The organism is Burkholderia cenocepacia (genome assembly GCF_900446215.1).
Lineage (GTDB): Bacteria > Pseudomonadota > Gammaproteobacteria > Burkholderiales > Burkholderiaceae > Burkholderia > Burkholderia cenocepacia.
In genome coordinates this window covers 291,046-314,368 of sequence record NZ_UAQZ01000012.1, presented here as the reverse complement: position 1 = coordinate 314,368, position 23,323 = coordinate 291,046, and the positions used below count along the sequence as shown (strand labels likewise).

General features: G+C 67.5%; 24 protein-coding genes. 10 read left to right on the top strand and 14 right to left on the bottom strand.

The genetic code is table 11. From position 1 onward, the window contains the following. Positions 1 to 23: 23 nt before the first annotated feature. The 11 genes from DTA15_RS18835 to mpl all read right to left on the bottom strand — a co-directional run bounded on the left by DTA15_RS18835 (position 24) and on the right by mpl (position 12,029). Positions 24 to 803, bottom strand: coding sequence for an SDR family oxidoreductase (locus DTA15_RS18835; RefSeq protein WP_012492966.1), 780 nt, complete (start codon positions 801 to 803; stop codon positions 24 to 26). Next, positions 803 to 1,480: a 2-dehydro-3-deoxy-6-phosphogalactonate aldolase gene (locus DTA15_RS18830; protein ID WP_006487539.1), complete on the bottom strand. Its 678-nt coding sequence runs from the start codon at positions 1,478 to 1,480 to the stop codon at positions 803 to 805. Before DTA15_RS18830 ends, DTA15_RS18835 begins: the two co-directional genes overlap by 1 nt. A gap of 22 nt (positions 1,481 to 1,502) precedes the next feature. Beyond that, a complete protein-coding gene (locus DTA15_RS18825; protein WP_006487542.1) occupies positions 1,503 to 2,528 on the bottom strand; it encodes a 2-dehydro-3-deoxygalactonokinase in 1,026 nt (341 codons plus the stop codon). Then, a complete protein-coding gene (locus DTA15_RS18820) occupies positions 2,525 to 3,424 on the bottom strand; it encodes an IclR family transcriptional regulator (protein ID WP_012492967.1) in 900 nt (299 codons plus the stop codon). Before DTA15_RS18820 ends, DTA15_RS18825 begins: the two co-directional genes overlap by 4 nt. 351 nt (positions 3,425 to 3,775) lie before the next feature. After that, positions 3,776 to 4,177 carry an EF-hand domain-containing protein gene (locus DTA15_RS18810; protein ID WP_006496742.1) on the bottom strand — a complete coding sequence of 134 codons (402 nt, stop codon included), beginning with the start codon at positions 4,175 to 4,177 and terminating at the stop codon, positions 3,776 to 3,778. A gap of 84 nt (positions 4,178 to 4,261) precedes the next feature. Further along, the gene (locus tag DTA15_RS18805) at positions 4,262 to 5,872 is read right to left on the bottom strand and encodes a S10 family peptidase (protein ID WP_006496743.1); all 1,611 of its coding nucleotides are present in this window, start codon (positions 5,870 to 5,872) and stop codon (positions 4,262 to 4,264) included. Positions 5,873 to 6,298: 426 nt separating this feature from the next. Then, the gene (mtgA, locus tag DTA15_RS18800) at positions 6,299 to 7,036 is read right to left on the bottom strand and encodes a monofunctional biosynthetic peptidoglycan transglycosylase (RefSeq protein ID WP_006484660.1); all 738 of its coding nucleotides are present in this window, start codon (positions 7,034 to 7,036) and stop codon (positions 6,299 to 6,301) included. Between the two features lie 14 nt (positions 7,037 to 7,050). After that, positions 7,051 to 7,917, bottom strand: coding sequence for a shikimate dehydrogenase (gene aroE / locus DTA15_RS18795; RefSeq protein WP_006493556.1), 867 nt, complete (start codon positions 7,915 to 7,917; stop codon positions 7,051 to 7,053). Next, positions 7,914 to 9,998: an RNB domain-containing ribonuclease gene (locus tag DTA15_RS18790; RefSeq protein ID WP_006489403.1), complete on the bottom strand. Its 2,085-nt coding sequence runs from the start codon at positions 9,996 to 9,998 to the stop codon at positions 7,914 to 7,916. The genes aroE and DTA15_RS18790 overlap by 4 nt, the downstream gene beginning before the upstream one ends. 79 nt (positions 9,999 to 10,077) lie before the next feature. Beyond that, entirely contained in the window at positions 10,078 to 10,647 is a 570-nt protein-coding gene (locus DTA15_RS18785; protein WP_006489407.1) for a YqiA/YcfP family alpha/beta fold hydrolase, read from the bottom strand. Continuing rightward, positions 10,644 to 12,029 carry a UDP-N-acetylmuramate:L-alanyl-gamma-D-glutamyl-meso-diaminopimelate ligase gene (mpl, locus tag DTA15_RS18780; RefSeq protein ID WP_006489410.1) on the bottom strand — a complete coding sequence of 462 codons (1,386 nt, stop codon included), beginning with the start codon at positions 12,027 to 12,029 and terminating at the stop codon, positions 10,644 to 10,646. Before mpl ends, DTA15_RS18785 begins: the two co-directional genes overlap by 4 nt. Before the next feature lie 246 nt (positions 12,030 to 12,275). On the opposite strand from mpl, the gene DTA15_RS18775 reads away from it, so the two are divergent. The 10 genes from DTA15_RS18775 to DTA15_RS18730 all read left to right on the top strand — a co-directional run bounded on the left by DTA15_RS18775 (position 12,276) and on the right by DTA15_RS18730 (position 20,559). Beyond that, positions 12,276 to 12,920 carry a hypothetical protein gene (locus DTA15_RS18775; protein WP_012492969.1) on the top strand — a complete coding sequence of 215 codons (645 nt, stop codon included), beginning with the start codon at positions 12,276 to 12,278 and terminating at the stop codon, positions 12,918 to 12,920. A 7-nt stretch (positions 12,921 to 12,927) separates the two neighbouring features. After that, positions 12,928 to 13,479 (top strand): TlpA family protein disulfide reductase, encoded by a 552-nt coding sequence (locus DTA15_RS18770; RefSeq protein WP_006491130.1) that lies wholly within the window; start codon positions 12,928 to 12,930, stop codon positions 13,477 to 13,479. A gap of 194 nt (positions 13,480 to 13,673) precedes the next feature. Beyond that, positions 13,674 to 14,126 (top strand): type II 3-dehydroquinate dehydratase, encoded by a 453-nt coding sequence (aroQ, locus tag DTA15_RS18765; RefSeq protein WP_012492970.1) that lies wholly within the window; start codon positions 13,674 to 13,676, stop codon positions 14,124 to 14,126. A gap of 66 nt (positions 14,127 to 14,192) precedes the next feature. Continuing rightward, a complete protein-coding gene (gene accB, locus DTA15_RS18760) occupies positions 14,193 to 14,666 on the top strand; it encodes an acetyl-CoA carboxylase biotin carboxyl carrier protein (protein ID WP_006496751.1) in 474 nt (157 codons plus the stop codon). Between the two features lie 85 nt (positions 14,667 to 14,751). After that, complete coding sequence (accC, locus tag DTA15_RS18755) at positions 14,752 to 16,119, top strand: acetyl-CoA carboxylase biotin carboxylase subunit (RefSeq protein WP_006490723.1); 1,368 nt, start codon at positions 14,752 to 14,754, stop codon at positions 16,117 to 16,119. 2 nt (positions 16,120 to 16,121) lie between these two features. Continuing rightward, positions 16,122 to 17,024 carry a 50S ribosomal protein L11 methyltransferase gene (gene prmA, locus DTA15_RS18750; RefSeq protein WP_006490720.1) on the top strand — a complete coding sequence of 301 codons (903 nt, stop codon included), beginning with the start codon at positions 16,122 to 16,124 and terminating at the stop codon, positions 17,022 to 17,024. Positions 17,025 to 17,069: 45 nt separating this feature from the next. Next, positions 17,070 to 18,467, top strand: a complete 1,398-nt coding sequence (locus DTA15_RS18745; RefSeq protein WP_006490718.1) for a zinc-ribbon and DUF3426 domain-containing protein — start codon at positions 17,070 to 17,072, stop codon at positions 18,465 to 18,467. Between the two features lie 71 nt (positions 18,468 to 18,538). After that, entirely contained in the window at positions 18,539 to 19,042 is a 504-nt protein-coding gene (tpx, locus tag DTA15_RS18740; protein WP_006476975.1) for a thiol peroxidase, read from the top strand. Between the two features lie 85 nt (positions 19,043 to 19,127). Continuing rightward, entirely contained in the window at positions 19,128 to 20,066 is a 939-nt protein-coding gene (locus tag DTA15_RS18735) for a carbohydrate kinase family protein (RefSeq protein WP_006490717.1), read from the top strand. A 19-nt stretch (positions 20,067 to 20,085) separates the two neighbouring features. Then, entirely contained in the window at positions 20,086 to 20,559 is a 474-nt protein-coding gene (locus DTA15_RS18730; protein ID WP_006476977.1) for an outer membrane lipoprotein, read from the top strand. Positions 20,560 to 20,789: 230 nt separating this feature from the next. On the opposite strand, the gene DTA15_RS18725 is transcribed toward DTA15_RS18730, so the two are convergent. The 3 genes from DTA15_RS18725 to DTA15_RS18715 form a co-directional block, all read right to left on the bottom strand. Continuing rightward, positions 20,790 to 21,440 (bottom strand): histone H1-like DNA-binding protein, encoded by a 651-nt coding sequence (locus DTA15_RS18725; protein ID WP_006490719.1) that lies wholly within the window; start codon positions 21,438 to 21,440, stop codon positions 20,790 to 20,792. 28 nt (positions 21,441 to 21,468) lie between these two features. Then, a complete protein-coding gene (locus DTA15_RS18720; protein WP_077021886.1) occupies positions 21,469 to 21,795 on the bottom strand; it encodes a hypothetical protein in 327 nt (108 codons plus the stop codon). Between the two features lie 82 nt (positions 21,796 to 21,877). After that, a complete protein-coding gene (locus DTA15_RS18715) occupies positions 21,878 to 23,089 on the bottom strand; it encodes a ribonucleotide-diphosphate reductase subunit beta (protein ID WP_006476978.1) in 1,212 nt (403 codons plus the stop codon). Between the last annotated feature and the right edge of the window lie 234 nt (positions 23,090 to 23,323).

Sequence of the window (23,323 nt, the reverse complement as noted above, 5' to 3'; positions counted from 1 at the left end):
TTCGAATCGTTACGTCAGTTGCGTCAGTCGTGATACAGCGCCGCGCGCCCGCCGTCGACGGTGATGCACGCGGCGTTGATGAACGGCGCCTCGTCGGACGCCAGGAACACGGCCGTCATCGCGACCTCCTCCGGGCGGCCGATCCGCTTCATCGGCTGCAGCGCGAGCGTCTCCGCGCGCGCGGCGGCCGGATCGGGCTGCGCGTCCCACCAGTCGCGCGTCAGTTGCGTCTCGATGTAGCCCGGCGCGATCGCGTTCACGCGCACGTTGCGCGCCGCGTATTCGATGCCGAGCGCACGCGTCAGGCCGAGCACGCCGTGTTTCGCGACCGGATACGGGAAGCAGCCCGGGATGATCCTGAACGCATGCGTCGATGCGATGTTCACGATGCTGCCGCGACCGCGCTCGACCATGCCCTCCAGCGCCGCGCGGCAGCCGTGCCACACGCCGTCGAGATCGACCGCGAAGCAGCGCCGCCAGTCGTCGTCGGTCATCGTCAACGGATCGGCGAACACGTTGATGCCCGCGTTGTTCACGAGCACGTCGAGCGGGCCGAACGTCGCTTCCGTCCGCGCGAGCGCATCGCGCACCGCCTGCTGCCGCGCGACGTCCGCCTGCAGCGGCAGCACGCGCGCGCCGTCGCATTCGTGCGCGATCGCGGCGGCCGTGTGCTGCGCCTGCGGGAAGTCGAGATCGACGAGCGCGACGGCCGCGCCTTCGCGCACGAACGCGCGCGCGATCGCGGCGCCGATGCCGCGGCCCGCGCCCGTCACCATCGCGACCTTGCCCGCGAGGCGGCCCATCATGCGGCTCCGCCGCGCGCCGCGCGCAAGCCGACCTGGAACGCGCGCGCGTTCGCCGCGGTCGTGTCGGCAGACTGGCCCGGGCGATACAGCGCCGAGCCAAGCCCGAAGCCGTTCGCGCCGGCGTCGAGGAACGGCCGCATGTTGTCCGGCGCGATCCCGCCGACCGGAATCAGCGGCACCGCGCGGTCGATCACCGCGCGCCAGGCCTTCACGACGCTCACGCCGAGCTGTTCGGCCGGGAACATCTTCAGCACGTCGGCGCCGTTCGTCAGCGCCGCGAACGCTTCGGTCGGCGTCGCGACGCCCGGCGCGCTCGCCAGCCCGCGCGCGCGCGCGCGGCGGATCACGGCCGCGTCGCTGTGCGGCATCACGATCAGCGCGCCGCCCGCATCCTGCACGCGGTCCACGTACTCGGCGCGCAGCACGGTGCCCGCGCCGACGATCATGTCGTCGGGCAACGCGCGGCGCAGCTCCGCGATGCTGTCGAACGGCTCCGGCGAGTTCAGCGGCACCTCGACGATCCGGAAGCCGGCTTCGTAGAGCGCGCGGCCGTGGTCGGCCGCTTCGGCGGGCGTGATGCCGCGCATGATCGCGATCAGCGGACACGCATCGAACGCGCGCATCAGCGCGGCGTGGGGCGTGTACGGCGCGGGCAGTGTCAGGTCGGACGACATCGAAAGTTCCTCCGCAAACAGTTCATTGATCCGCGCAGACGGGCTCGCCGTCCGCGCGCACGAGCCCGGCACGCGACGCGATCCGCCACAGGCCCAGCTCGGTCGCATGCGCGGCCACGCGCGCATGCGCATGGCCGAATACCTGGAGCGCGTCGACGTAACGCGAACACAAGCCGTCGTCGCCGATCAGCAGCAGCGGCTGATCGGCGAGCGCGATGCCGCGCTCCGCGAGCATCGCGTCGAGCGCATTGAGCTCGTGACCGATCAGCAGGCCCGACAGGTAGTCGCCCTGCGCATCGGGCGCGAGCCGGTCGGTCAGCCCCAGCGTGCGCGTGCTGAAAATCGTCGCGAGCAGCCCCGTGTGCTGCGCGCCGCGTGCGACCGATACGCCGCGCACGAACGCGTCGCGGTCGGGCGACGCACCCGGGCGCATCGTGCGGCCGAGGATCGTGTGATCGCGCAGCACCGCGAACAGCTCGCCGGTCATGAAGGTCTGGAAGCGTTCGATCATCCCGTCCTTCACCCACGCCCATTTCGCATGCGTGCCCGGCAAGCCGATCAGTACCCCTGAACGATCGGCGCCAAGCGTGGGATCGCTCGCGAGCGCGCCGACGATCTGCGTTTCTTCGCCGCGCATCACGTCGGGCAATTCGCCCGTCGCGATCACGCCCGGCACGATCGAGACCGTCGCGCCGCGCGACGTCGTCACGGTGATGAGCCCCGCGACGAGCGCGTCGGCGCCGGCCGGCACCGCGACGTACGGCGCTTCGCGCCAGCCCTGCGCGCTGCCGACCATCCCGGCGGCGAGCACCGGCAGGCCGGGCGTACGGTCGAGCCAGTCGCCGCACGCTTCCTCGAACACCGCGTCGAACGCGCGCGCGCCGCCGCCCGGCACGTGCATCACGCCGGCCGCCCGGCTGCGCGTGTCGATCGGCACGCCGTGCGCGTCGTACAGATACGCGCGCAGCGACGTGGTGCCCCAGTCGAGCGCGATCAGCGACGGGGAGGCGGAACTGGCATCCGGAGCGGGCCGGGTCGAAGTCGTCATCGTTTGATCCTGCGGGTACCCTGCGGCGGGCTCCAGCCCAGTTCCGCGGAAATGGCTCGCGCTTCGCGCTGCACGAGCGGAATCAGTTCGTCCATGCGGTCGTGCGGCATGTACGGAATCGTGCTCGCGACCGACACCGCCGCGACGATCGCGCCCGACGCGTCGCGGATCGGCGCGGCCACGCAGCGGATCGACGCCTCGTTTTCCTCGAGATCGAACGTATAGCCGCCGGCCGCGTAATGGGCCATGCGCTGCAGGAACGCGCTCGTCTCGGGCCGGTTGTCGGGCTTGAAGTTGACGCCGGCCAGCGCGCGCCGCGCGGCCTCGAACAGCGAGCGCCACAGGTCCGGATCGAGGTCGAGCATCATCGCCTTGCCGATACCCGTCGACGCGAGCGGCATCCGGTGGCCGACGCGCGAGCGCATCTCGAGGCCGCGCGTGCCGGGAATCTTGTCGATGTACAACACGTCGTCGCCGTCGCGCACGCCGAGATGGATCGTGTCGAGCGTCGCTTCCGCGAGCGCTTCCAGATGCGGGCGCGCCACCGCGGTGAGCGGCATCTGCTCGAGCGCGATCGTGCCGAGCTCGATCAGCTTCGGGCCGAGCAGGTAGCCGCCCTGCACCTGGCGCAGATAGCGCGCCTGCACGAGGCTGCTGACGAGCCGGTGCGTCGTGCTGCGCGTCGTGCCGAGCGCGGCGCCGATCGCGCGCATGTCGCGCGCGCCGTTGGCGATCGCCTCGAGAATCGCGAGGCCGCGCAGCAGCGTCTGCGTGCCGGCCTGCTGCGCGGCGAGGTCGAGCGGCGTGCTGGTCGCGCCGATGCTGTCGGTCAGCGACGCATCGTCCGGCATCGCGCGCCGGGCGTCGAGGGCAAGGGAGTCTGGCATCTTGGTCATGGGGCGGGGCTTCTTCAACGGAATCGGTGAAGCCGCCCGCGCGGCGCCGGAACTACGTCCGATGCGGCGGCGTGGCGGCGGTCGATGCACCGAGTAAAGCGCCCGGCGAACTTCATGGAAGGTGTCTCCGTGTGCGACGGGCGCCGCGCGATGCGTGGGTCCGAAGCTGTCGATGTGCTTCGGATTGTAGGAGCGCACGCATTCGTCTCCAATATTTGAATGCGTTGCCCAGATAATGAGAATCCCGGCTAAATCCACGGCGAGCCCGGTATCCCCGGCCGCGCCATGCGCACGGGGGCGGAACCCGCCGTTCCGCAGGTTCCGCCCCCGTTTGTTCGCCGCGTGCCGCGCTTACTGCTGGCTCGTGCTGCTGCGCGCCTGCATGTAGCGCTGTACGTCCGCGAACGACACGCGGCCGCTACCGGCGGCATCCATCTGCCGGAAATGGTTCGCGACATAGCCGAGGCCGGCCGCGCGCGCCTGCGCCTCGGTGATCGACCCCGTGTTCTGCGTGTCGGCCGCGCTGAACTGCCGCGCGAGCTTGCGCACCACCTGCGCGTGCAGCGCGGCGCCGGTCGTCTGCGTGCCGGCGGTCGCGTGGCGCGCGGCCGGCGGCACGTACGGGTCGCCGAGCTGCGCCTGGCGCGCGCGCGCCGGTGCGGCGGCGTCGCTCGCCTGCGCGAACGCGGAGAGGGATGTTGCGGCGCCGGCGCATGCGAGCGCCGCGGCAACGACGATGAAACGATTCTTCATGTCAGGCTCCAGTCTGGAATGAGGTCGTCGACGGCCGGCGAGCAGCGCCACCTGGGGCGCCTGTCGCCGGCCTCACGCATCGCATCAGTGCGCGGCCGCGCCGTAGAAGGTCACGAGATCGGCTTTCTCCTGCGGACGCGACGTATCGTCGAGATAGACCATGTGCCCGCCCTGATAGTCCTTGATCGTCAGGTTCGGTTGCGTGCCGAGTCGCGCGAGGTCGAGCTCGGTCTGGTAGAACGGCGTCGCGATGTCGTGATACCCGTTCAGCGACAGCACCTTCAACTGCGGATTCAGCGTCAGCGCCGCGGCCAGATCGGGAATCGTGTCGGGCATCGCGAGGCCGTCGTGCGTCCAGTCCCACGTGTTGATCGCATTGCTGCTCACCGAGTAGGCCGACTGCGCGGTGTACTTCAGCTCGTTCGGCAGGTAGCTGCCGATCGTGTCGGTGAACGGCTTCGTGATGAACGAGCTGGACGGATCGCCGTCGGCCGCGAGCGGGCTCGACACGGGCACGTTCACGCGTGCGTCGTAGCGGCCGATCAGCGTGCCCGGAATCAGCGACAGCTGGAAGCTGTTGTCGAAGAAGGTCGGGACCACGTTGAAGTCGGCATTCCACAACGCCTGCTTCACGCCGGTCGAATTCGCCATCGTCGTGACGAGATTCGGCGGCGGCGGCGTGTGGCTCGCGAGGTACGCGTTCACGGCCGGCGCGTAGCTGCCGGCCGTCAGCAGGCGCATCTGGTCCGCATACTGCGGCAGGTTCGACGGGTTCGGATTGTCGAGCTGATAGTACGCGCCGACCGTGCCGTACGACGGCACGAAGCCCGCGCAGCTCACAGGGCTCGCGCCCCTGTTCGAGTTGCCGACATAGTCGCTCGCCATGTCGCAGTTCGTGTTGTAGTTCAGGATCGACGACTGCAGCACGATGCCGTCGAGCTTCACGCCGGCCGTCTCGAGCAGGTTCGCGAGCACGTCGGTGCGCGGCGTGCCGTACGACTCGCCGAACAGGTACTTCGGCGAAGCGCTGCGCTGGTTCACGCTCAGGTAGCGCGTCACGAAATCGCGGAACGCGCCGGCGTCCTGGTCGACGCCCCAGAACGTCTGGTTCGTGTTCGGTGCGACCGCTTCCGAGAAGCCGGTGCCGATCGCATCGACGAACACGAGGTCGGTCGTGTCGAGCAGGGTTTCCTGGTTGTCGACGAACGGGAACGTCGACGTGTTCGCGTTCGGGTCGCCGGTCTGGATCCGGCGCGGGCCGAACGAGCCGAGGTGCAGCCACACCGACGCCGAGCCGGGGCCGCCGTTGTACAGGAACGTGACGGGCCGCTTCGCCGCGGGCTGGTTGTCGGCCGTGTAGGCGACGTAGAAGAACGATGCTTCGGGCGCGCCCGTCTGCGGATTGCGGGCGACGAGGTGGCCGGCGGTGGCCGTGTACCGGATCGTCTTGCCGTTCAGCGTGATCTGATGGTGCGTGACGGCGGCCTTCTCGACCGCGGCGGACGCGTCGAGCGACGCGTTTGCACTCGACGAATAACTGTTCGGATCGTTGTACGCGCGGTCGACCTGACCGGCGGGATCGGCTGAATTCGCGACGCTCGCGGCAGACGACGACGTCACGTCGTCGTTGCAGGCCGTCAGAATCAGCGAAGAACACACCACTCCCAACAACAGCTTCGCTTTGCTCGCTGGCATCGTTGCGTTCCTTCTCTCGGATGTTTTTTGTGTCGAGCGGCCGGATAAGCCACCCCCCGCCTCGATTGCGGCCGATAAGCCGAGGCGCTGGCCAATATACGCGAGCCCGTCAGCTTTGAAAAATTTTGAAATATTTGGCGTGCAAGCGGTGCAGCGCACACCTTTCAGGAATGCTTCGATTCGCGAAACGTTGCATTTCACGGCGCTTTCAGCGACTTTCGCGTTTACCCGCGGCGGCTAAAAAAGCACGGATTTCGTGCGACGCCGGTCAACAAAATCGCGCACTTATCGGTATTGCTCAGTAAAGCGAAATAGACGGATTCGTCTAAAGGATGTGGCCCGAAATGGCGGCGACACGGATGCGCTGCAGCGCACCAATCGCGCGTCGACGACGGAATGGACAACGCAGCAGCGCGGGCGCGCCGCTCACTCCGATTGCGGCAGTTCGGCCGCGCCCATGCGGCGCGCGATGACCGCCGCGCGCTGCGCCTGATAGGCCGAGCCGCGATGCGCATCGAACCAGCGCGGCTTCGGCAGCATCACCGCGAGACGCGCGGACTGCCACGCGCCGAGCCGGCTCGCGGGAATCTTGTAGTAATAGCGCGCGGCCGCTTCGGCGCCGTACACGCCGCGCCCCCATTCGACCGAATTCAGGTAGATCTCGAAGATGCGCTCCTTGTCGAGCACCGTTTCGAGCATCCACGTGATGATCAGCTCCTGGCCCTTGCGGATGTAGCTCTTCTCGCGCGACAGGAACAGGTTGCGTGCGAGCTGCTGCGTGATCGTCGAGCCGCCCGCGACGATCCTGCCGCGCGCCTTGTTCTTCTCCCACGCCTGCAGGATCGCGTCGACGTCGTAGCCGTTGTTGGTCGCGAAGGTCGAATCTTCGGACGCGATCAGCGCCCGCTTCAGGTTGCGCGAGATCTGGTCGTACGGCACCCACTGGTGCCGGATCTGCGCGGGCGGCGTGTCGCGCGACAGCCACCACGCGTCGGTGCGCATGAAGGCGGTCGAGCCCGGATTCACGAACGACCACAGCGCGATCTGCGCGAGATAGAACAATTGCGTCGCGAGCCACGCGCCCGCGAACACCGATCCCGCGTAGACGGCCCAGCGAGCGAGGCTCACCGTCCGCGTGCGCTGCGTGCCGCTCACCGCCACCACGGGCCGCGCTCCGTTCAGCTCGCCGCGAGCGCCTGGCGCAGCGCGGCCAGCACCGGTGCGCCGTCCGGCCGCACGCCGCGCCAGATGAAGAACGATTCGGCCGCCTGCTCGACCAGCATCCCGAGGCCGTCGGCCGTGCGCGCGCCGAGCGACGCCGCGTGCTGCATGAACACGGTCGGCTGCGCGCCGTACATCATGTCGTACGCGAGCGTGCCGGCACCGAACGCCGCGGGGTCGCATTCCGGCAGCGCGGCGTCGAGGCTGCCGGCCGTCGCATTGATCACCACGTCGTACGGCTCGGCCCGCACGACGCCGGGGCCACCGCCCGCGAGCGTGCAGCCCGCGTCGTGCGCGGCCTGCATGAACTGGCCGACGAGCGCTTCGGCCTTGCTCGCGGTGCGGTTCACGATTCCGATCGACAGCGGTGCGCGATCGAGCAGCGGCAGCACGACGCCGCGCGCGGCGCCGCCCGCGCCGAGCAGCAGGATGCGCGCGCCGGCAAGCGACACGCCGAGATTCGCCTCGATGTCGCGCACGAGGCCGACGCCGTCGGTGTTGTCGCCGTGGAGGCGGCCGTCGGCGTCGACGCGCAGCGTGTTCACCGCGCCTGCCGCCGCCGCGCGCGCCGACAGCGTGTCGGCGAGCGCATGCGCGTCCAGCTTGAACGGCACCGTCACGTTCGCGCCGCGCCCGCCTTCGGCGACGAACGCGCGCACGGCCGCCTCGAACCCGTCGATCGGCGCGAGCCGGTGCGTGTATTCGATCGGCTCGCCGGTCTGCGCGGCGAATTGCGCGTGGATGAACGGCGACTTGCTGTGCGCCACCGGGTTGCCGAACACGACATAGCGGTCGGCGCCGCTCGTCGACGCAGCTGCGCTCATGATGCGCGCCCCTCTTCGCCGTCGTTGCCGCTCGCGGCTTCGCCGCCGTCGGCCGCCGCGCCGTCTGCCTCGGCCAGCGCTTCGGCCTCGGTTTCCGCCGACGCGTCTTCCGCGTCGACCAGCGTGTCGTCGCCGCCTTCGGCGTCGTCCTCTTCGTCGGCCGCGTCGCCGCTCGTCACGGTCGGCGCGTCGAGCACGTTCAAGAGGCGCACCGACGCCTCGATCGTCAGCTCGTCGAGCGACATCACGTCGAGCAGCACGCGCGTGCCGCGCGCATGCACGCCGAGCCCCGGCACGTGCAGCAGCAGCGGGATTTCCTCGAGGCGCACGAGATCGCCCTTCACGACGCTCGCGACCACCTGCTTCTTCTGTTCCTGCGCGAGCCAGCGCAGGCACCAGAAGTACTCCATCCGGCGCTGGTAGTCGGCGTAGGCCGTATACGTATCGTCGAAGCCCTGCACGACCGCGTAGAGATCGGCGTCCTTCGGCTTGAACGGCGCGGCGAGCTTCGCGGTGACGCCGTGCTGCACGCACGCGAGCAGTTGCCACTGGTTCACGAGGTCGACGTAGCGGCGCAGCGGCGACGTGCTCCACGCGTACTGCGCGACGCCGAGGCCTTCGTGCGGCGCGGCCGTCGTCTGCATCCGCGTGCGCTTCGGGCCCGGCGCGCCGAAGCCGCGCTGCGAGCGGTAGATGCCCGGCACCGTGTGGTCGTGCAGGAACGCGCCCCAGGTCGAGTTCGCGAGGATCGCGAGCTCCGACACGATCAGGTCCAGCGGCGAGCCGCGGCGGCGCGGCGTGATCGTCACGTGCTCGCCTTCGACGTAGAAGTTGTAGTCGGTGTTGCGCTGCACCTCGCGCTTCAGGCCGTAGCCCGCGCGCGCGACCTGGCGCTTCTCGAACAGCGCCTGCGCGAGCGGCCACAGCACGGCGATGTCGTCCTTGTGCGGGTAGTCGCCGGTGCCGGCCGCGAGCGTCTCTTCGTTGACGAGCTCGTCGAGCGTGTTGTGGCGCAGGTTGTTCTTCACGAACACGAGCTCGGCGCGCGTCTCGCTTGCGACGATGTCCTGCGTGTCGCGGTTGACGATGATGTACAGCGACAGCGCCGGGCGGTAATCGCCCTCTTTCAGCGTGAACACGTCGACGACGTCGTCCGGCAGCATCGTGATCTTGTCGCCCGGCATGTAGACGGTCGACAGGCGCGCGCGCGCGATCGCGTCGACCGCGTCGCCGCGCACGATGCCGAGCGCCGGCGCCGCGATGTGCACGCCGATCCGCACGCGGCCGTCGGCCAGGTGCTCGACCGAGAACGCGTCGTCGATTTCGGTGGTCGTGATGTCGTCGATCGAGAACGCCTCGACGTCCGCGCGCGGCAGATCGTCCGGCAGCGGGCCGACCGTGACGGGCGGAAAGCCCGTGCCGTGCGGGAAGAATTCCGCGAGAAAGCGCGCTTCGTGCAGCGCACGCGGCGACTCGATGCCGCCGCAGTCGAGCATCAGCCGCGCCGGCGACACGCCGCGCGCGCCGGCCGCCGCTTCCATCGCCTTGTATTCGATCGAATTCTTGTCCGGCCGCGTGAGCAGCCCGAGCACCTTGCCCGCGAACGCTTCCGGCAGCTTGCCGGCCTTCAGCTCCTCTTCATACTGCGCCTGCACCAGCGCCTGCTGGCGCTTGCGCTCGAGCGACGCGAGCGCCATCTTGAGCTGCTCTTCCGGCGCGCGCTGGTACTGGCCGCGCCCCTTGCGACGGAAGTAGACGGGCGAGCCGTGCAGCCGCAGCACCAGCGCCGCGCGCTCGACCGGGCCGTACGTCGCGCCGAAGTATTCGGCGGCCAGCGCCGTGTACGCGAACTCGTCGGCCGGCGCGCATTCCCACAGGAAGTCCAGATCGATCTGCTGCGCGGCCGTGTCGGCCTCCTGCATCAGTTCGCCCGCGGCCGGCTTGTCGAATTCGATCAGCACGTCTTTCGCGCGCACCTTCGCACGCCGCCCGCCGGGCAACTCGACCTGAAATGCGTCGCCCTGGCGCGACAGCACGCTGCCCGCCTTGAAACTGCCCGATTCCTCGAAGAAAACGTTCACTCAGTACTCTCGTTCAGACTGCCGGGCGCCGCGTCGGCGGCGCCGCATGATGATGGGGATTCGATCGGCACGCGGCCGGTTAAGACGTCTTTCCGTCGCAAAACGCGAGAACGTCGTCGACATAGTCGGCAAATTCGCTGATCCCGTGATCGCTGCCGTCGATCACGCGGGTTTTCGCGCCCGGGTAATGGGCCAGCATCTCGCGGTAATCGAGCACTTCGTCGCCGGTCGCCGCGAACAAATAGTAGCGGTCGGCGCGCGTGATCGCCGGCACGCGCAGCGCGTCGAGTTCGTGCAGATGCCGGCGCTCGACGACGATCGTGCCGCCGCCGTGCCACAGCGGCTGTTCGCCCAGATGCTGCTCGAGATCGCGCTGCGGCACGATCGCCGGATTCAGCAGCACGGCCTTCCAGCCGTGCTTTTCGGCGAGCCATGTCGCGTAATAACCGCCGAGCGAGCTGCCGATCACGGTGACGTCGCGGGCACCCGCGACCTCGGCTTCCGCGACGGCGATCGCCTCGAGCGGCGACACCGACAGCGACGGGCACCGCCACTCGCCGGTGCGGCCGAGTTCGGCCATGCGCGCGGCGAGCAGCCGCGACTTCTGCGATTCCGGCGATGACCGGAAGCCGTGCAGATACAGGATCACGTGCGGCTCCCGAGCGCATCGAGCAGCTTCTGGTGCACGCCGCCGAAGCCGCCGTTGCTCATGACGAGCACGTGGTCGCCCGGACGCGCGGCCTCGACCACCGCCTTCACCAGCAGATGCAGATCGTCGAATGCGCGCGCGCGGTCGCCGAGCGGCGCAAGCGCTTCGGCGAGATTCCAGCCGAGCGCATCGCGCCCGGTCGGCGCGCCGTAGCCGAACACGAGATCGGCATCGGCGAGGCTCGCCGGCAATTGCGACTTCATCACGCCGAGCTTCATCGTGTTCGAGCGCGGCTCGAGCACGGCGAGGATGCGGGCATTCTGGCGGCCGATGCGCGCACGAAGGCCGGCGATCGTGGTGTCGATCGCGGTCGGATGGTGCGCGAAATCGTCATAGACGGTCACGCCGTCGACGCTGCCGCGCACTTCCATGCGGCGCTTCACGTTGCGGAACGATGCGAGCGAAACGGCCGCCTGCGCGGGCGGCACGCCGACGTGGCGCGCGGCGGCGATCGCCGCGAGCGCGTTCATCCGGTTGTGGTCGCCCTGCACCTGCCACGCGACTTCGCCGACGCGCTCGGCGTGCGAATACACCGCGAAGCGTTCGTCGACCGGCACGCCGTCCTCGGCCGGCAGCGCCTGCCAGCCGCCGTCGACGCCGAAACGCTCGACCTCGCTCCAGCAGCCGCGCGCCAGCACGCGCTCGAGCGCATCCGAGCGGCCGTTCGTGACGATCCGGCCGACCCCGGGCACGGTGCGCACCAGATGATGGAATTGCGTCTCGATCGCGGCGAGATCGGGGAAGATGTCGGCGTGATCGAATTCGAGGTTGTTCAGTACCGCGGTACGCGGCCGGTAGTGGACGAATTTCGAGCGCTTGTCGAAGAATGCCGTGTCGTACTCGTCGGCCTCGATCACGAAGAAGCTCGAATCGGTGAGCCGCGCGGACACGCCGAAGTTCAGCGGCACGCCGCCGATCAGGAAGCCCGGGTTGAGCCCGGCGTCCTCCAGCAGCCACGCGAGCATCGACGACGTGGTCGTCTTGCCGTGCGTGCCCGCGACCGCGAGCACCCATTTGCCGGCCAGCACGTGCTCGCCGAGCCACTGCGGGCCCGACACGTACGGCAAGCCGCGATCGAGGATCGCCTCCATCAGCGGGTTGCCGCGCGTGACGACGTTGCCGATCACGAACAGGTCCGGTTTCAGGTCGATCTGCTCGGCGCCGTAGCCCTCGATCAGCGTGATGCCCTGCGCCTCGAGCTGCGTGCTCATCGGCGGATAGACGCCCGCGTCGCAACCCGTCACCGTGTGGCCCGCCTCGCGTGCAAGTACGGCGAGACCGCCCATGAAGGTGCCGCAGATGCCAAGAATATGGATGTGCATAGATGAATGCTTTCGCGCCGCCGGGCGCCGTCGATTCGGAAAGGATGCGTGTGCGTCGCGCCGGACGGGCCGTGCGGCCGGCGCCCGGCCCACGACTTTGCCGCGACACAAAGGACACTATTGTAACTGACGGCCTGCGATGCCCGGCGACCCGAACGATGCCCGCGAACGGCGCCGGCGCCCTCGGGCGGCGGGCCGCCGCACCCGTGCTCGGGCGCCGCGACGATCGAGTATGATTGCCGGATCATGTCTCGCAAACCTCTTGTCGATCCGCGGCGCGTCCGCGAGGAAATCGCCCAGTCCGCCGCCCGCCTGATCGCGGAGGACGGCCTGGACTACGCCGGCGCGAAACGCAAGGCCGCGCGCCAGTTGCTGGGCGATTCGCGCGTTGCCGGCGAATGGCTGCCGGATAACGACCAGATCGAGGAAGAATTGCGCGAGTACCTCGCGCTGTTCCAGAGCGACACGCAGCCGGACGAATTGCGCCGCCTGCGCGAGATCGCGCTCGACTGGATGCGCCGGCTCGCCGAGTTCCATCCTTATGTGACGGGCGCCGTGCTGAACGGCACCGCGAACGCGCATTCGGATATCCATTTGCAGGCATTCACCGACAACCCGAAGGACGTCGCGATCTACCTGCTGAACCAGAACGTCCAGTACAACGTATCCGAGACGCGGCATTTCGCGGGCCGCGGCGACGTCGAGACGCTCAGTTTCCTGTGGCGCCCGCGGCGCGACGTGGATGCGATCGGCATCCATCTCGCGCTGTATGCGAGCGACGACCTGCGCGGCGCGGTGAAGGCCGACGCGCGCGGCCGCGTCGCCCGCGCGGACGCCGCCGCGCTGCGCGCGCTCGTCGCGGCAGGCCAGGCCCCTTCCGAACCGGAATGATTCAACGATGATGATGAAACGCATGTTGGCGCTCGCGGTGGTCGCGGCCGCCGCCGTCGCCGGCGGAGTCGCCGCCGGTCACTGGTTCCGCGGCACGGCCGACGACGGTGTCGCCGTCGCCGCGCCGACCGCCCACGGCAATCCGGTCGAGCAGCTGTGGGCGTCGTCGCTCACCGGCGTCGACGGCAAGCCGGCGACGCTGACCGCCTTCAAGGGCCAGAAGGTCGTCGTCAATTTCTGGGCGTCGTGGTGCGGCCCGTGCGTCGAGGAGATGCCCGAGCTGGTCGCGCTGTCGCACCAGTACAAGCAGAAAGGCATCCGTTTCGTCGGGATCGGCGTCGATTCCGAGCAGAACGTGAAGAACTTCCTGCAGAAGGTGAAGGTCGACTATCCGGTGTTCGTCAGTGGCTACGCGGGCGCCGATCTGGCCCGTAATTTTGGGAATACCGCCGGCGCGCTGCCGTTTACCGTCGTCATCGACGAAACCGGCAAGATCCGCGAGACAAAATTAGGACAAATCCAGCCGGCCGAGCTGAAAAAGACGCTCGACGCGCTGTAATCGGCCCGGACAGCGGCCCGCGCGTTGCCGGCGATTTGCAGGTCGATCGCCGCAATTTCGCGGGAATTCGCCGATACTTTGCGTTCGCACCGGTAATTCTTGCAGGTCCGACGCGTCTGGCCGTTCGGCAAAACTAGACAAATTTCTCTAAATAGCGCTAAAGTTCGCGCAATTCCGCAGAAATAGAAGCGACCATGACACGATTGCTGGTGTTGCACGGCCCCAACCTGAACCTTCTCGGCACCCGGGAACCGGAGGTGTACGGCCGCGTCACGCTCGCGCAGATCGATCAGGCGCTTGCCGCGCGCGCCCGGGAAGCCGGCGCCGACCTGTCGTCGTTCCAGAGCAACCATGAAGGCGCGCTGGTCGACCGCATCCAGGCCGCGCGGGAGGAACAGACCGATTTCATCCTGATCAATCCGGCCGCGTATACGCACACGAGCGTTGCGATCCGGGACGCGATCGCCGGTGTTGGCATCCCGTTCGTCGAGGTTCACCTGTCGAACGTGCATCGCCGCGAAGCGTTCAGGCACCACTCCTACTTTTCCGACCAGGCCGAAGGCGTGATCTGCGGGCTCGGCTGGAAAGGTTATCTGTACGCGCTCGAGTACGCGCTGGACAAGCTGCAAGGCACGTCGCGCGGCTGATTTCGCGATCTAGATTCAGCGCCGGCCCCTAACCGGCGCTTTCACGTATTGAAAGGGGAATTCCCGATGGATCTTCGTAAGCTGAAAACTCTGATCGACCTCGTTTCCGAATCCGGCATCTCCGAGCTGGAAGTGACGGAAGGCGAAGGCAAGGTGCGTATCGTCAAGAACGCGCCGCCGGTCTACGTGCAGCCGACGGCTGGGTATGCCCCGCAAGTCAGCGCGCCCGCTCCGTCGGTCGCGCTGCCGACCGAAGGCGCTGCCGCGCCGGCCGCCGGCGCCGCCGCCGCACCGGCCGCTCCGCAGGGCCACGTCGTGACGTCGCCGATGGTCGGCACGTTCTATCGCGCGCCGTCGCCGGGCGCCGACCCGTTCGTGCAGGCCGGCGACACGGTCAAGGAAGGCCAGACGATCTGCATCATCGAAGCGATGAAGCTGCTCAACGAGATCGAGTCGGACAAGGCCGGCGTGATCAAGGAAATCCTCGTCGAGAACGGCCAGGCCGTCGAATACGGCCAGCCGCTTTTCGTGATCGGCTAAGCCCGCCGCGCGGCCCTGCCGGCCGCGCGCCGCCGATGCTCGCCAGGCGCCGTTCGCGCGCCCCTCGAAGAGACGAATACTCGCTATGTTTGAAAAAATCCTCATTGCCAACCGCGGTGAAATCGCGCTGCGCATCCAGCGCGCGTGCCGCGAACTCGGCGTCAAGACGGTGGTCGTCTACTCGGAAGCCGACAAGGAAGCCAAGTACGTGCGCCTCGCGGACGAAGCCGTCTGTATCGGCCCGGCCCCGTCGAACCTGAGCTACCTGAACATGCCGGCGCTGATCAGCGCCGCGGAAGTCACCGATGCCGAGGCGATCCACCCCGGTTACGGCTTCCTGTCGGAGAACGCCGATTTCGCGGAGCGCGTCGAGCAGTCGGGCTTCACGTTCATCGGCCCGCGCCCGGAAACGATCCGCATGATGGGTGACAAGGTCACCGCGAAGCAGACGATGATCAAGACCGGCGTGCCGTGCGTGCCGGGTTCGGAAGGCGCGTTGCCGGACGATCCGAAGGAGATCGTCAAGATTGCGCGCACGATCGGCTATCCGGTCATCATCAAGGCGGCCGGCGGCGGCGGCGGGCGCGGGATGCGCGTCGTGCACACCGAAGCCGCGCTCGTCAACGCGGTGAACATGACCCGCGAGGAAGCCGGCCGTGCGTTCGGCAACCCGCAGGTGTACATGGAGAAGTTCCTCGAGAACCCGCGCCACATCGAGATCCAGGTGCTGTCGGACGCGTACAAGAACGCGATCTGGCTCGGCGAGCGCGACTGCTCGATGCAGCGCCGCCACCAGAAGGTGATCGAGGAAGCGCCGGCGCCGGGCATTCCGCGCCGCCTGATCGACCGTATCGGCGACCGCTGCGCGGACGCGTGCAAGAAGATGGGCTACCTCGGTGCGGGCACGTTCGAATTCCTGTACGAAAACGGCGAGTTCTACTTCATCGAGATGAACACGCGCGTGCAGGTCGAGCACCCGGTATCGGAGCTGATCACGGGCGTCGACATCGTGCAGGAACAGATCCGCATCGCGGCCGGCGAGAAGCTCACGCTGCGCCAGCGCGACATCCAGTTCCGCGGACACGCGATCGAATGCCGGATCAACGCCGAAGATCCGTTCAAGTTCACGCCGTCGCCGGGCCGGATCACGTCGTGGCATACGCCGGGCGGCCCGGGCGTGCGCGTCGATTCGCACGCCTACAATGGCTATTTCGTGCCGCCGAACTATGATTCGATGATCGGCAAGCTGATCACCTACGGCGCGACGCGCGAACAGGCGATCCGCCGGATGCGCATCGCGCTGTCGGAAATGGTCGTCGAAGGCATCCAGACCAACATCCCGCTGCACCGCGAGCTGATGATCGACTCGAAGTTCGTCGAAGGCGGCACCAGCATCCATTACCTCGAAAACCGGCTCGCGCAGAAGCAGCAGGTCGCACCGGAAGAAGCGTAAGCATGAGTTATCGCGAACTCGTCGTCGAACTGGCCCGCGAGCATGCGGAGGCCCTGTCCGACGCGCTGCTCGATCTCGGCGCGCTGTCGGTGTCCGTCGAAGACGCCGACGCCGACACGCCCGACGAACAGCCGCTCTTCGGCGAGCCGGGCCTCGTGCCGGATCGCACCGCGTGGCAGCACTCGCGCGTGGTCGCGCTGCTGTCGGCCGACCATGAGCCAGCCGTGCTGCTCGCGGCGGCCACGAACGAGATCGGCCTCGCCGAAACGCCGCAGTTCGTCGTGCGCGAAGTCGAGGAGCAGGACTGGGTGCGGCTCACGCAGTCGCAGTTCGAGCCGATCCCGATCGGCGAACGGATCTGGGTCGTGCCGTCGTGGCACGATGCGCCCGACCCCGATGCGCTCGTCCTCGAACTCGATCCCGGTCTCGCATTCGGCACCGGCAGCCACCCCACCACCCGTCTGTGCATGGAGTGGCTCGAGCAGTCGGTGAAGCCCGGCCAGTCGGTGCTCGACTACGGTTGCGGCTCGGGCATTCTTGCGATCCTCGCGAAGAAATGCGGGGCGAACCCCGTGATCGGCATCGACATCGATCCGCAGGCGGTCGAATCGGCGCGCCAGAACAGCGAACGCAACCGTGCGGAGGTCACGTACGGGCTGCCCGATGCATGCCCGGACGGCGAATTCGACATCGTCGTCGCGAACATCCTGTCGAACCCGCTGAAGCTGATGGCATCGATGCTCGCGTCGAAGGTCAAGCCGGGCGGGCGCATCGCGCTGTCGGGCGTGCTCGCGCGCCAGGCGGACGAAGTCGCGGCCGTTTATGCGCGCTACGTCGACATCTCGGTCTGGCGCGAACACGAAGGCTGGGTATGCCTTGCCGGAACCCGCCGCGAAAGCCATTAGAATAGCGCTGTCCTTCACTCTGGCCAGCAGGCCGCCCGGCTCGACATGCTTCTTGCGACGCGCTGCCCTCATTGCGAAACCGTCTTCCGGCTGCAGCAGGAACAGCTCGCGCTGCATCAGGGGCTCGTGCGCTGCGGGCATTGCCACGAAGTCTTCAACGCCTCCGAATCGCTCGTTCCCGAGTACGCGCAGCAGCCCGAGCCGGCGTTGACCGAACCAGCTGCCGCGCCGAGCGACAGTGAGGCGCAGCCGCAGGCCGTGCCGGCCCGGCTGTTCGCCGCCGACGCACCGCCTTCCGGCCTGCCGACCGGCACCGACTACAAGCCGGAAGGCTGGGACATGTGGGCGCCGTGGCTCGACGCCGGCGTCGATCCGTCGCTGCAGCACAGCGTCGAGACCGTGCGCACCGAGCCGCTGATACCGGTCGCGCTCCCGTCCACGGAAGCCGGCGTCGTTCATCTGTCGGGCACGCCCGCACCGTTCGCGTCCTCGCCGGCCGAGCTGGATTCGTCGACTACCGTCGAGCAAGCGGCCGAACCGCATTCGCCGCACACGCGGCACGAACCGCATGAACCCGAAGCGGCCGAGCACGCGCCCGTCGAGCGCGATCCGCGCGAGCCGCGCTTCGTCGCTCGTCCTCCGTCGGAAGCGGACACCGCGGCTGAACCCGCCGAACCTGTCGGTCACGCGCGTTTCGCCGCGCCGGACGACGAACACGCGCCGCGCGAACCGCGTTTTGCGTTCACGCCCGCACCGGCCGTCAGCGAAGCCGAAACCGCATCGGAACCCGATACTTTCCCCCGGCACGACACCAGCCCGACCGCGGCAGCGGCCGATGAACCGGCAGCCCGGCCTGCCATCCAACCGGCCGTCCAACCGGCCGTCCCGTTCCCCGCCGCACTGGCCGATGACGATCGTCCACACTTCGCCGTCACGCGCGAGACCCGCGCGCCGCAGCGACGCGGGATGCTCGGCGGCTTTGTCGGCGGCCTCGTCGCGGCCGCGCTGGTCGGGCTGCTCGCCGTGCAACTGGCGTGGTGGCAGCGCGAAACGCTGATGATCTACTGGCCCGTCACGCAAGGCTGGTTCCGGCAGGCCTGCGCGCCGCTCGGCTGCACGGTCACGCCGCCGCGCGCGATCGACGGCCTGCGGCTCGACGCGACCGACCTGCGCCAGCTCGACGGCCCGCGCGAGCTCGAACTGAAGGTGCCGCTGACGAACCGCTACCGCGTCGCGCTCGCGTACCCGTCGCTCGAACTCACGCTGCTCGACGATACCAATCACGTCACCGTGCGCCGCGTGCTCGCGCCGCGCGACTACGTGCGCCCGGGCACGCCGATCGACGCCGGGCTGCCGCCCGGCACGACGCAGACGATGGTCGTCCGCCTCGAAACGAACGGCACGCCCGCCTCGAATTTCCGCGTCCAGATCTTCTATCCGTGACGCGCCGCGGCGCGCTTGCGCGCCCGTCTCAACCCGCGCGCCCGAGCGGCGCGCTATTTCGGAGCACGAACATGAGCAAAGTTACGCTGGGTGGCAACCCGATCGATCTCGCCGGCACGTTCCCGGCCGTCGGCGCGCAAGCCGCCGATTTCAAGCTGGTCGGCAAGGACCTCGCCGACCTGTCGCTCGCCAGCTTCGCCGGCAAGCGCAAGGTGCTGAACATCGTGCCGAGCCTCGACACGCCGACCTGCGCGACGTCGACCCGCAAGTTCAACGAAGCCGCGTCGTCGCTCGACAACACCGTGGTGATCGTCGTGTCCGCCGACCTGCCGTTCGCCGCCACGCGCTTCTGCACGACCGAAGGCCTCGCGAACGTCGTGACGGCATCGACGTTCCGCACCGGCCGCGCGTTCGCGAACGCGTACGGCGTCGACGTGACGAGCGGCCCGTTGAACGGCCTGACCGCACGCGCGGTGGTCGTGCTCGACGCGCAGGACAAGGTGATCCACGCGGAACTCGTCGGCGAAATCAAGGACGAGCCGAACTACGATGCAGCGCTCGCCGCACTGAAGTAAGCTTTCTTCCGCTTTCTCCTGCCGCGCCGCGCCCTTCGCGCGGCGTTGTCGCGCAGGGCCCCTCATTTCTACAGGAACGCACACCTTGGCTACGCTGATTTGCGGCTCGATCGCCTACGACTCCATCATGACCTTCGAAGGGCGGTTCCGCGAGCACATCCTGCCCGACCAGGTGCACCTCATCAACCTGAGCTTCCTCGTGCCGACGATGCGCCGCGAATTCGGCGGCTGCGCGGGCAACATCGGGTACGCGCTGCACCTGCTCGGCGGCGATGCGCGCATCATGGGCACGATGGGCGCGCTGGATGCGCAGCCGTATCTCGACCGGCTCGACCAGCTCGGCCTGCGCCGCGACCACGTTCGCGTGCTGCCCGATACGTACACCGCGCAGGCGATGATCACGACCGATCTCGACAACAACCAGATCGCGGCGTTCCACCCGGGCGCGATGATGCAGTCGCACCTGAACCATGCGGGCGACGCGCCGGACATCAAGCTCGCGATCGTCGGCCCGGACGGCTTCGACGGGATGGTCCAGCACGTGGAAGAGCTCGCCAAGGCCGGGGTGCCGTTCGTGTTCGATCCGGGCCAGGGTCTGCCGCTGTTCGACGGTGCGACGCTGCGCCGCAGCATTGAACTTGCGACCTACGTAGCGGTCAACGACTACGAGGCCAAGCTGGTGAGCGACAAGACGGGATGGTCCGAAGATGAAATCGCCAGCCGGGTCGACGCCCTCGTCATCACGCGCGGCGAGCACGGCGCGACCATCCGCCACAAGCAGGGCGCGGAGCAGATTCCGGTCGTACCGGCCGAGCGCATCGCCGATCCGACCGGCTGCGGCGACGCCTTCCGGGGCGGCCTGCTGTACGGCATCGAGCATGGCCTCGACTGGGCAACCACCGGCCGCCTCGCGAGCCTGATGGGCTCGCTCAAGATCGCCCATCAAGGGCCCCAGACTTACGTACTGACGCGCGCCGAAATCGACGCACGCTTCGAGACTGCATTCGGTTACAGTCTCAAATGAATATTGTGGGAGAGCAAAGATGTTGACGAAAAAAACCCTCACGCTCGCGGCCATGCTGACGGCCACGCTGACCCTCGCCGGCTGCTTCACGGCACCCGGCTCGGCGGATGTCTATAGCGTCGGCCAGGCGCAGCGCGAACAGACCGTCCGCATGGGCACGGTCGAAAGCGTCCGCGCGGTGCGCATCCAGTCCGACGGCGGCGGCAGCGCGATCGGCACGCTCGGCGGCGGCGCCCTCGGCGCGGTCGCGGGCAGCGCGATCGGCGGCGGCAAAGGCTCGATCCTGACGGCGATCGCCGGCGGCCTCGTCGGTGCGGTCGCGGGTAACGCAGTCGGCGAAAACCTCAGCACCGCGAACGGTGTCGAAATCACCGTGCGCCTCGACAACGGCGATCTGCGCTCGATCACGCAGGCGGCAAGCGGCGAAGCGTTCCGCGCCGGCGAGCGCGTGCGCCTGCTGTCGAGCGGCGGCGTCACGCGCGTCACGCACTAACCGGCATCCTCAGCACGCGGCGCAAGCCGCGGTCGAACGCATGTGCGAAGCCGCACATGCGTTTTTTTTCGTCCGCGCGCCTTCGTCCACGCACGCGTCGGCCAGCCGATCGATGATCCATGCGGACGAAAAAAATCCCGCCACCTGAGCCAGATGGCGGGATTGATTGAGTAGCGCTACTCAACCCACGGACACCACGTGAGTGCCCGGGTGATGCTGCTCAGCCGCGATTACGGACGGCTGCCGGTCGGGAACGGCCATGCCGCTGCCGGGTTGAGCGCGGTCTTCACGCCCGATGCCGGCGCAACCGATGCGGTCGACGCGGTCGTTGCCGGTGCAGCCTTCTTCACGACGGCCTTCTTCGGAGCAGCAGCCTTCTTCGCCGGTGCGGCAGCCTTCTTCGCAGGGGCAGCCTTCTTGGCGGGCGCAGCCTTCTTCGCTGCAGCCTTCTTCGCAGGCGCGGCCTTCTTCGCTGCAGCCTTCTTCGCCGGCGCGGCCTTCTTCGCAGCAGCCTTCTTCGCCGGTGCGGCCTTCTTCGCAGCAGCCTTCTTCGCCGGTGCGGCCTTCTTCGCAGCAACCTTCTTCACTGCGACTTTCTTGGCGGCAACCTTCTTCGCAGCGGCCTTCTTAGCCGGTGCTGCCTTCTTCGCGGCGACCTTCTTGGCTGCAACCTTCTTCGTTGCGACCTTCTTGGCTGCGACCTTCTTCGCAGCGGCCTTCTTCGCCGGTGCTGCCTTCTTCGCGGCAACCTTCTTCACCGCGACCTTCTTCGCAGCAACCTTCTTCACTGCGGCCTTCTTCGCCGGAGCAGCAGCCTTCTTCGCAACGGTCTTCTTGGCAGCAACTTTCTTAGCAGCCGGTTTCTTCTTGGCAGTAGCCATGTTGTTCTCCTTCAGGTTCAGATGAGAGTCAGTTCAAACTACACCCTTCGTCAAAACCCGCTTCCCGCGGACGCTGTTCAGGACGTGCGCTTCGAAGCGGGCTATTCATCGGCGTACGCAGATACCGCGCGCTTACGCTAATGAATACGGTATGGCGCGCGTGACCACCCGGCCTCGCGCGCCAAATCAAGTCGGTAGCCGGCGCACCTCGCGCCGCTACCCCTAATCGCTTGATCAAGCGGACCGCCACATGGCCGTCCGCTTTTTCCGGAGGGAAGTTTGCCCATCCCACTGAAGGGTTCGCAAAGTGCCTGTCGTATCGTTGGGCCGTTAAGGCACCGGGCATGCTTTGCATCAGGCGTTCTTGCTCCTAAACCTTGGGCCGGGGCCGAGAGGCCACCGGCTGCTCCATCATGTAACGGGTTCGCTGCTGCGGGTTATTCCCAGGACAGCGCGCCCCCCGTCTGATACTCGATCACACGCGTCTCGAAGAAGTTGCGTTCCTTCTTCAGGTCGATCATCTCGCTCATCCACGGGAACGGGTTTTCCTCGTTCGGGAACAGCGGATCGAGGCCGATCTGCTGGCAACGGCGGTTGCTGATGAAGCGCAGATAGCTCTTGAACATCGACGCGTTCAAACCCAGCACGCCGCGCGGCATCGTGTCTTCGGCGTAGCGGTATTCGAGTTCGACAGCCTGCTTGAACAGCTCGCGGATCTCGGCGCGGAATTCCGCGGTCCAGAGATGCGGGTTCTCGAGCTTGATCTGGTTGATCAGGTCGATGCCGAAGTTGCAGTGCATCGACTCGTCGCGCAGGATGTACTGATATTGCTCTGCAGCACCCGTCATCTTGTTCTGGCGGCCGAGTGCGAGAATCTGCGTAAACCCGACATAGAAGAACAGGCCTTCCATGATGCAGGCGAACACGATCAGCGACTTCAGCAGCTTCTGATCCGCCTCGAGCGTGCCGGTCTTGAAGGCCGGGTCCGTCAGCGTATGAATGAACGGGATCAGGAATTCGTCCTTCGCGCGGATCGACGTGACCTCGTGATACGCGTTGAAGATCTCGCCTTCGTCGAGGCCGAGCGATTCGACGATGTATTGGTACGCGTGCGTGTGAATCGCTTCCTCGAACGCCTGGCGCAGCAGGAACTGCCGGCACTCGGGCGCCGTGATGTGGCGGTACGTGCCGAGCACGATGTTGTTCGCGGCGAGCGAGTCGGCCGTCACGAAGAAGCCGAGGTTGCGCTTCACGATGCGGCGCTCGTCCTCGGTCAGACCGTTCGGGTCCTTCCACAGTGCGATGTCGCGGGACATGTTGATTTCCTGCGGCATCCAGTGGTTCGCGCAACCGGCCAGATACTTTTCCCACGCCCACTTGTACTTGAACGGCACCAGCTGATTGACGTCAGTCTGGCCGTTGATGATGCGCTTGTCGGCGACATTGACCCGCGCTTCCGTACCGCCGGCGGGAACAGCCGATGCTTGCGGCGGCACCGCAAGATCGCCTTCGAAAATGTCACGGACCTGATGGGCGGCAGGCGTTGCAGCCTGCATTCCGACAGCCATCCCGGCGGAGGTGCGCATCGCGTTTTGCTGCGCTCCGCTCGCGGGGGTTACGGCAGTCTTCTCGTCATCCCAGTTGAGCATAAATTCTCACCATCAATTTAGAACGGTTTGTACCATCTTTTCCTGAGCGATAAAAGGGTTCGCTCACGAAAAATCCTTTTTTCGATTCGCGTTGCGACCTCGATACAACACTTTGAGCAACGCATCGTCGTTCATGCAGCGCGCGATGTGAGTCGCGCTTGTATCGCGAGGTGCGCTCGACGCATCGAACGCTGATCGAAACGCGACGCCGTCGGGGCTGTTTCGATCGCTTGT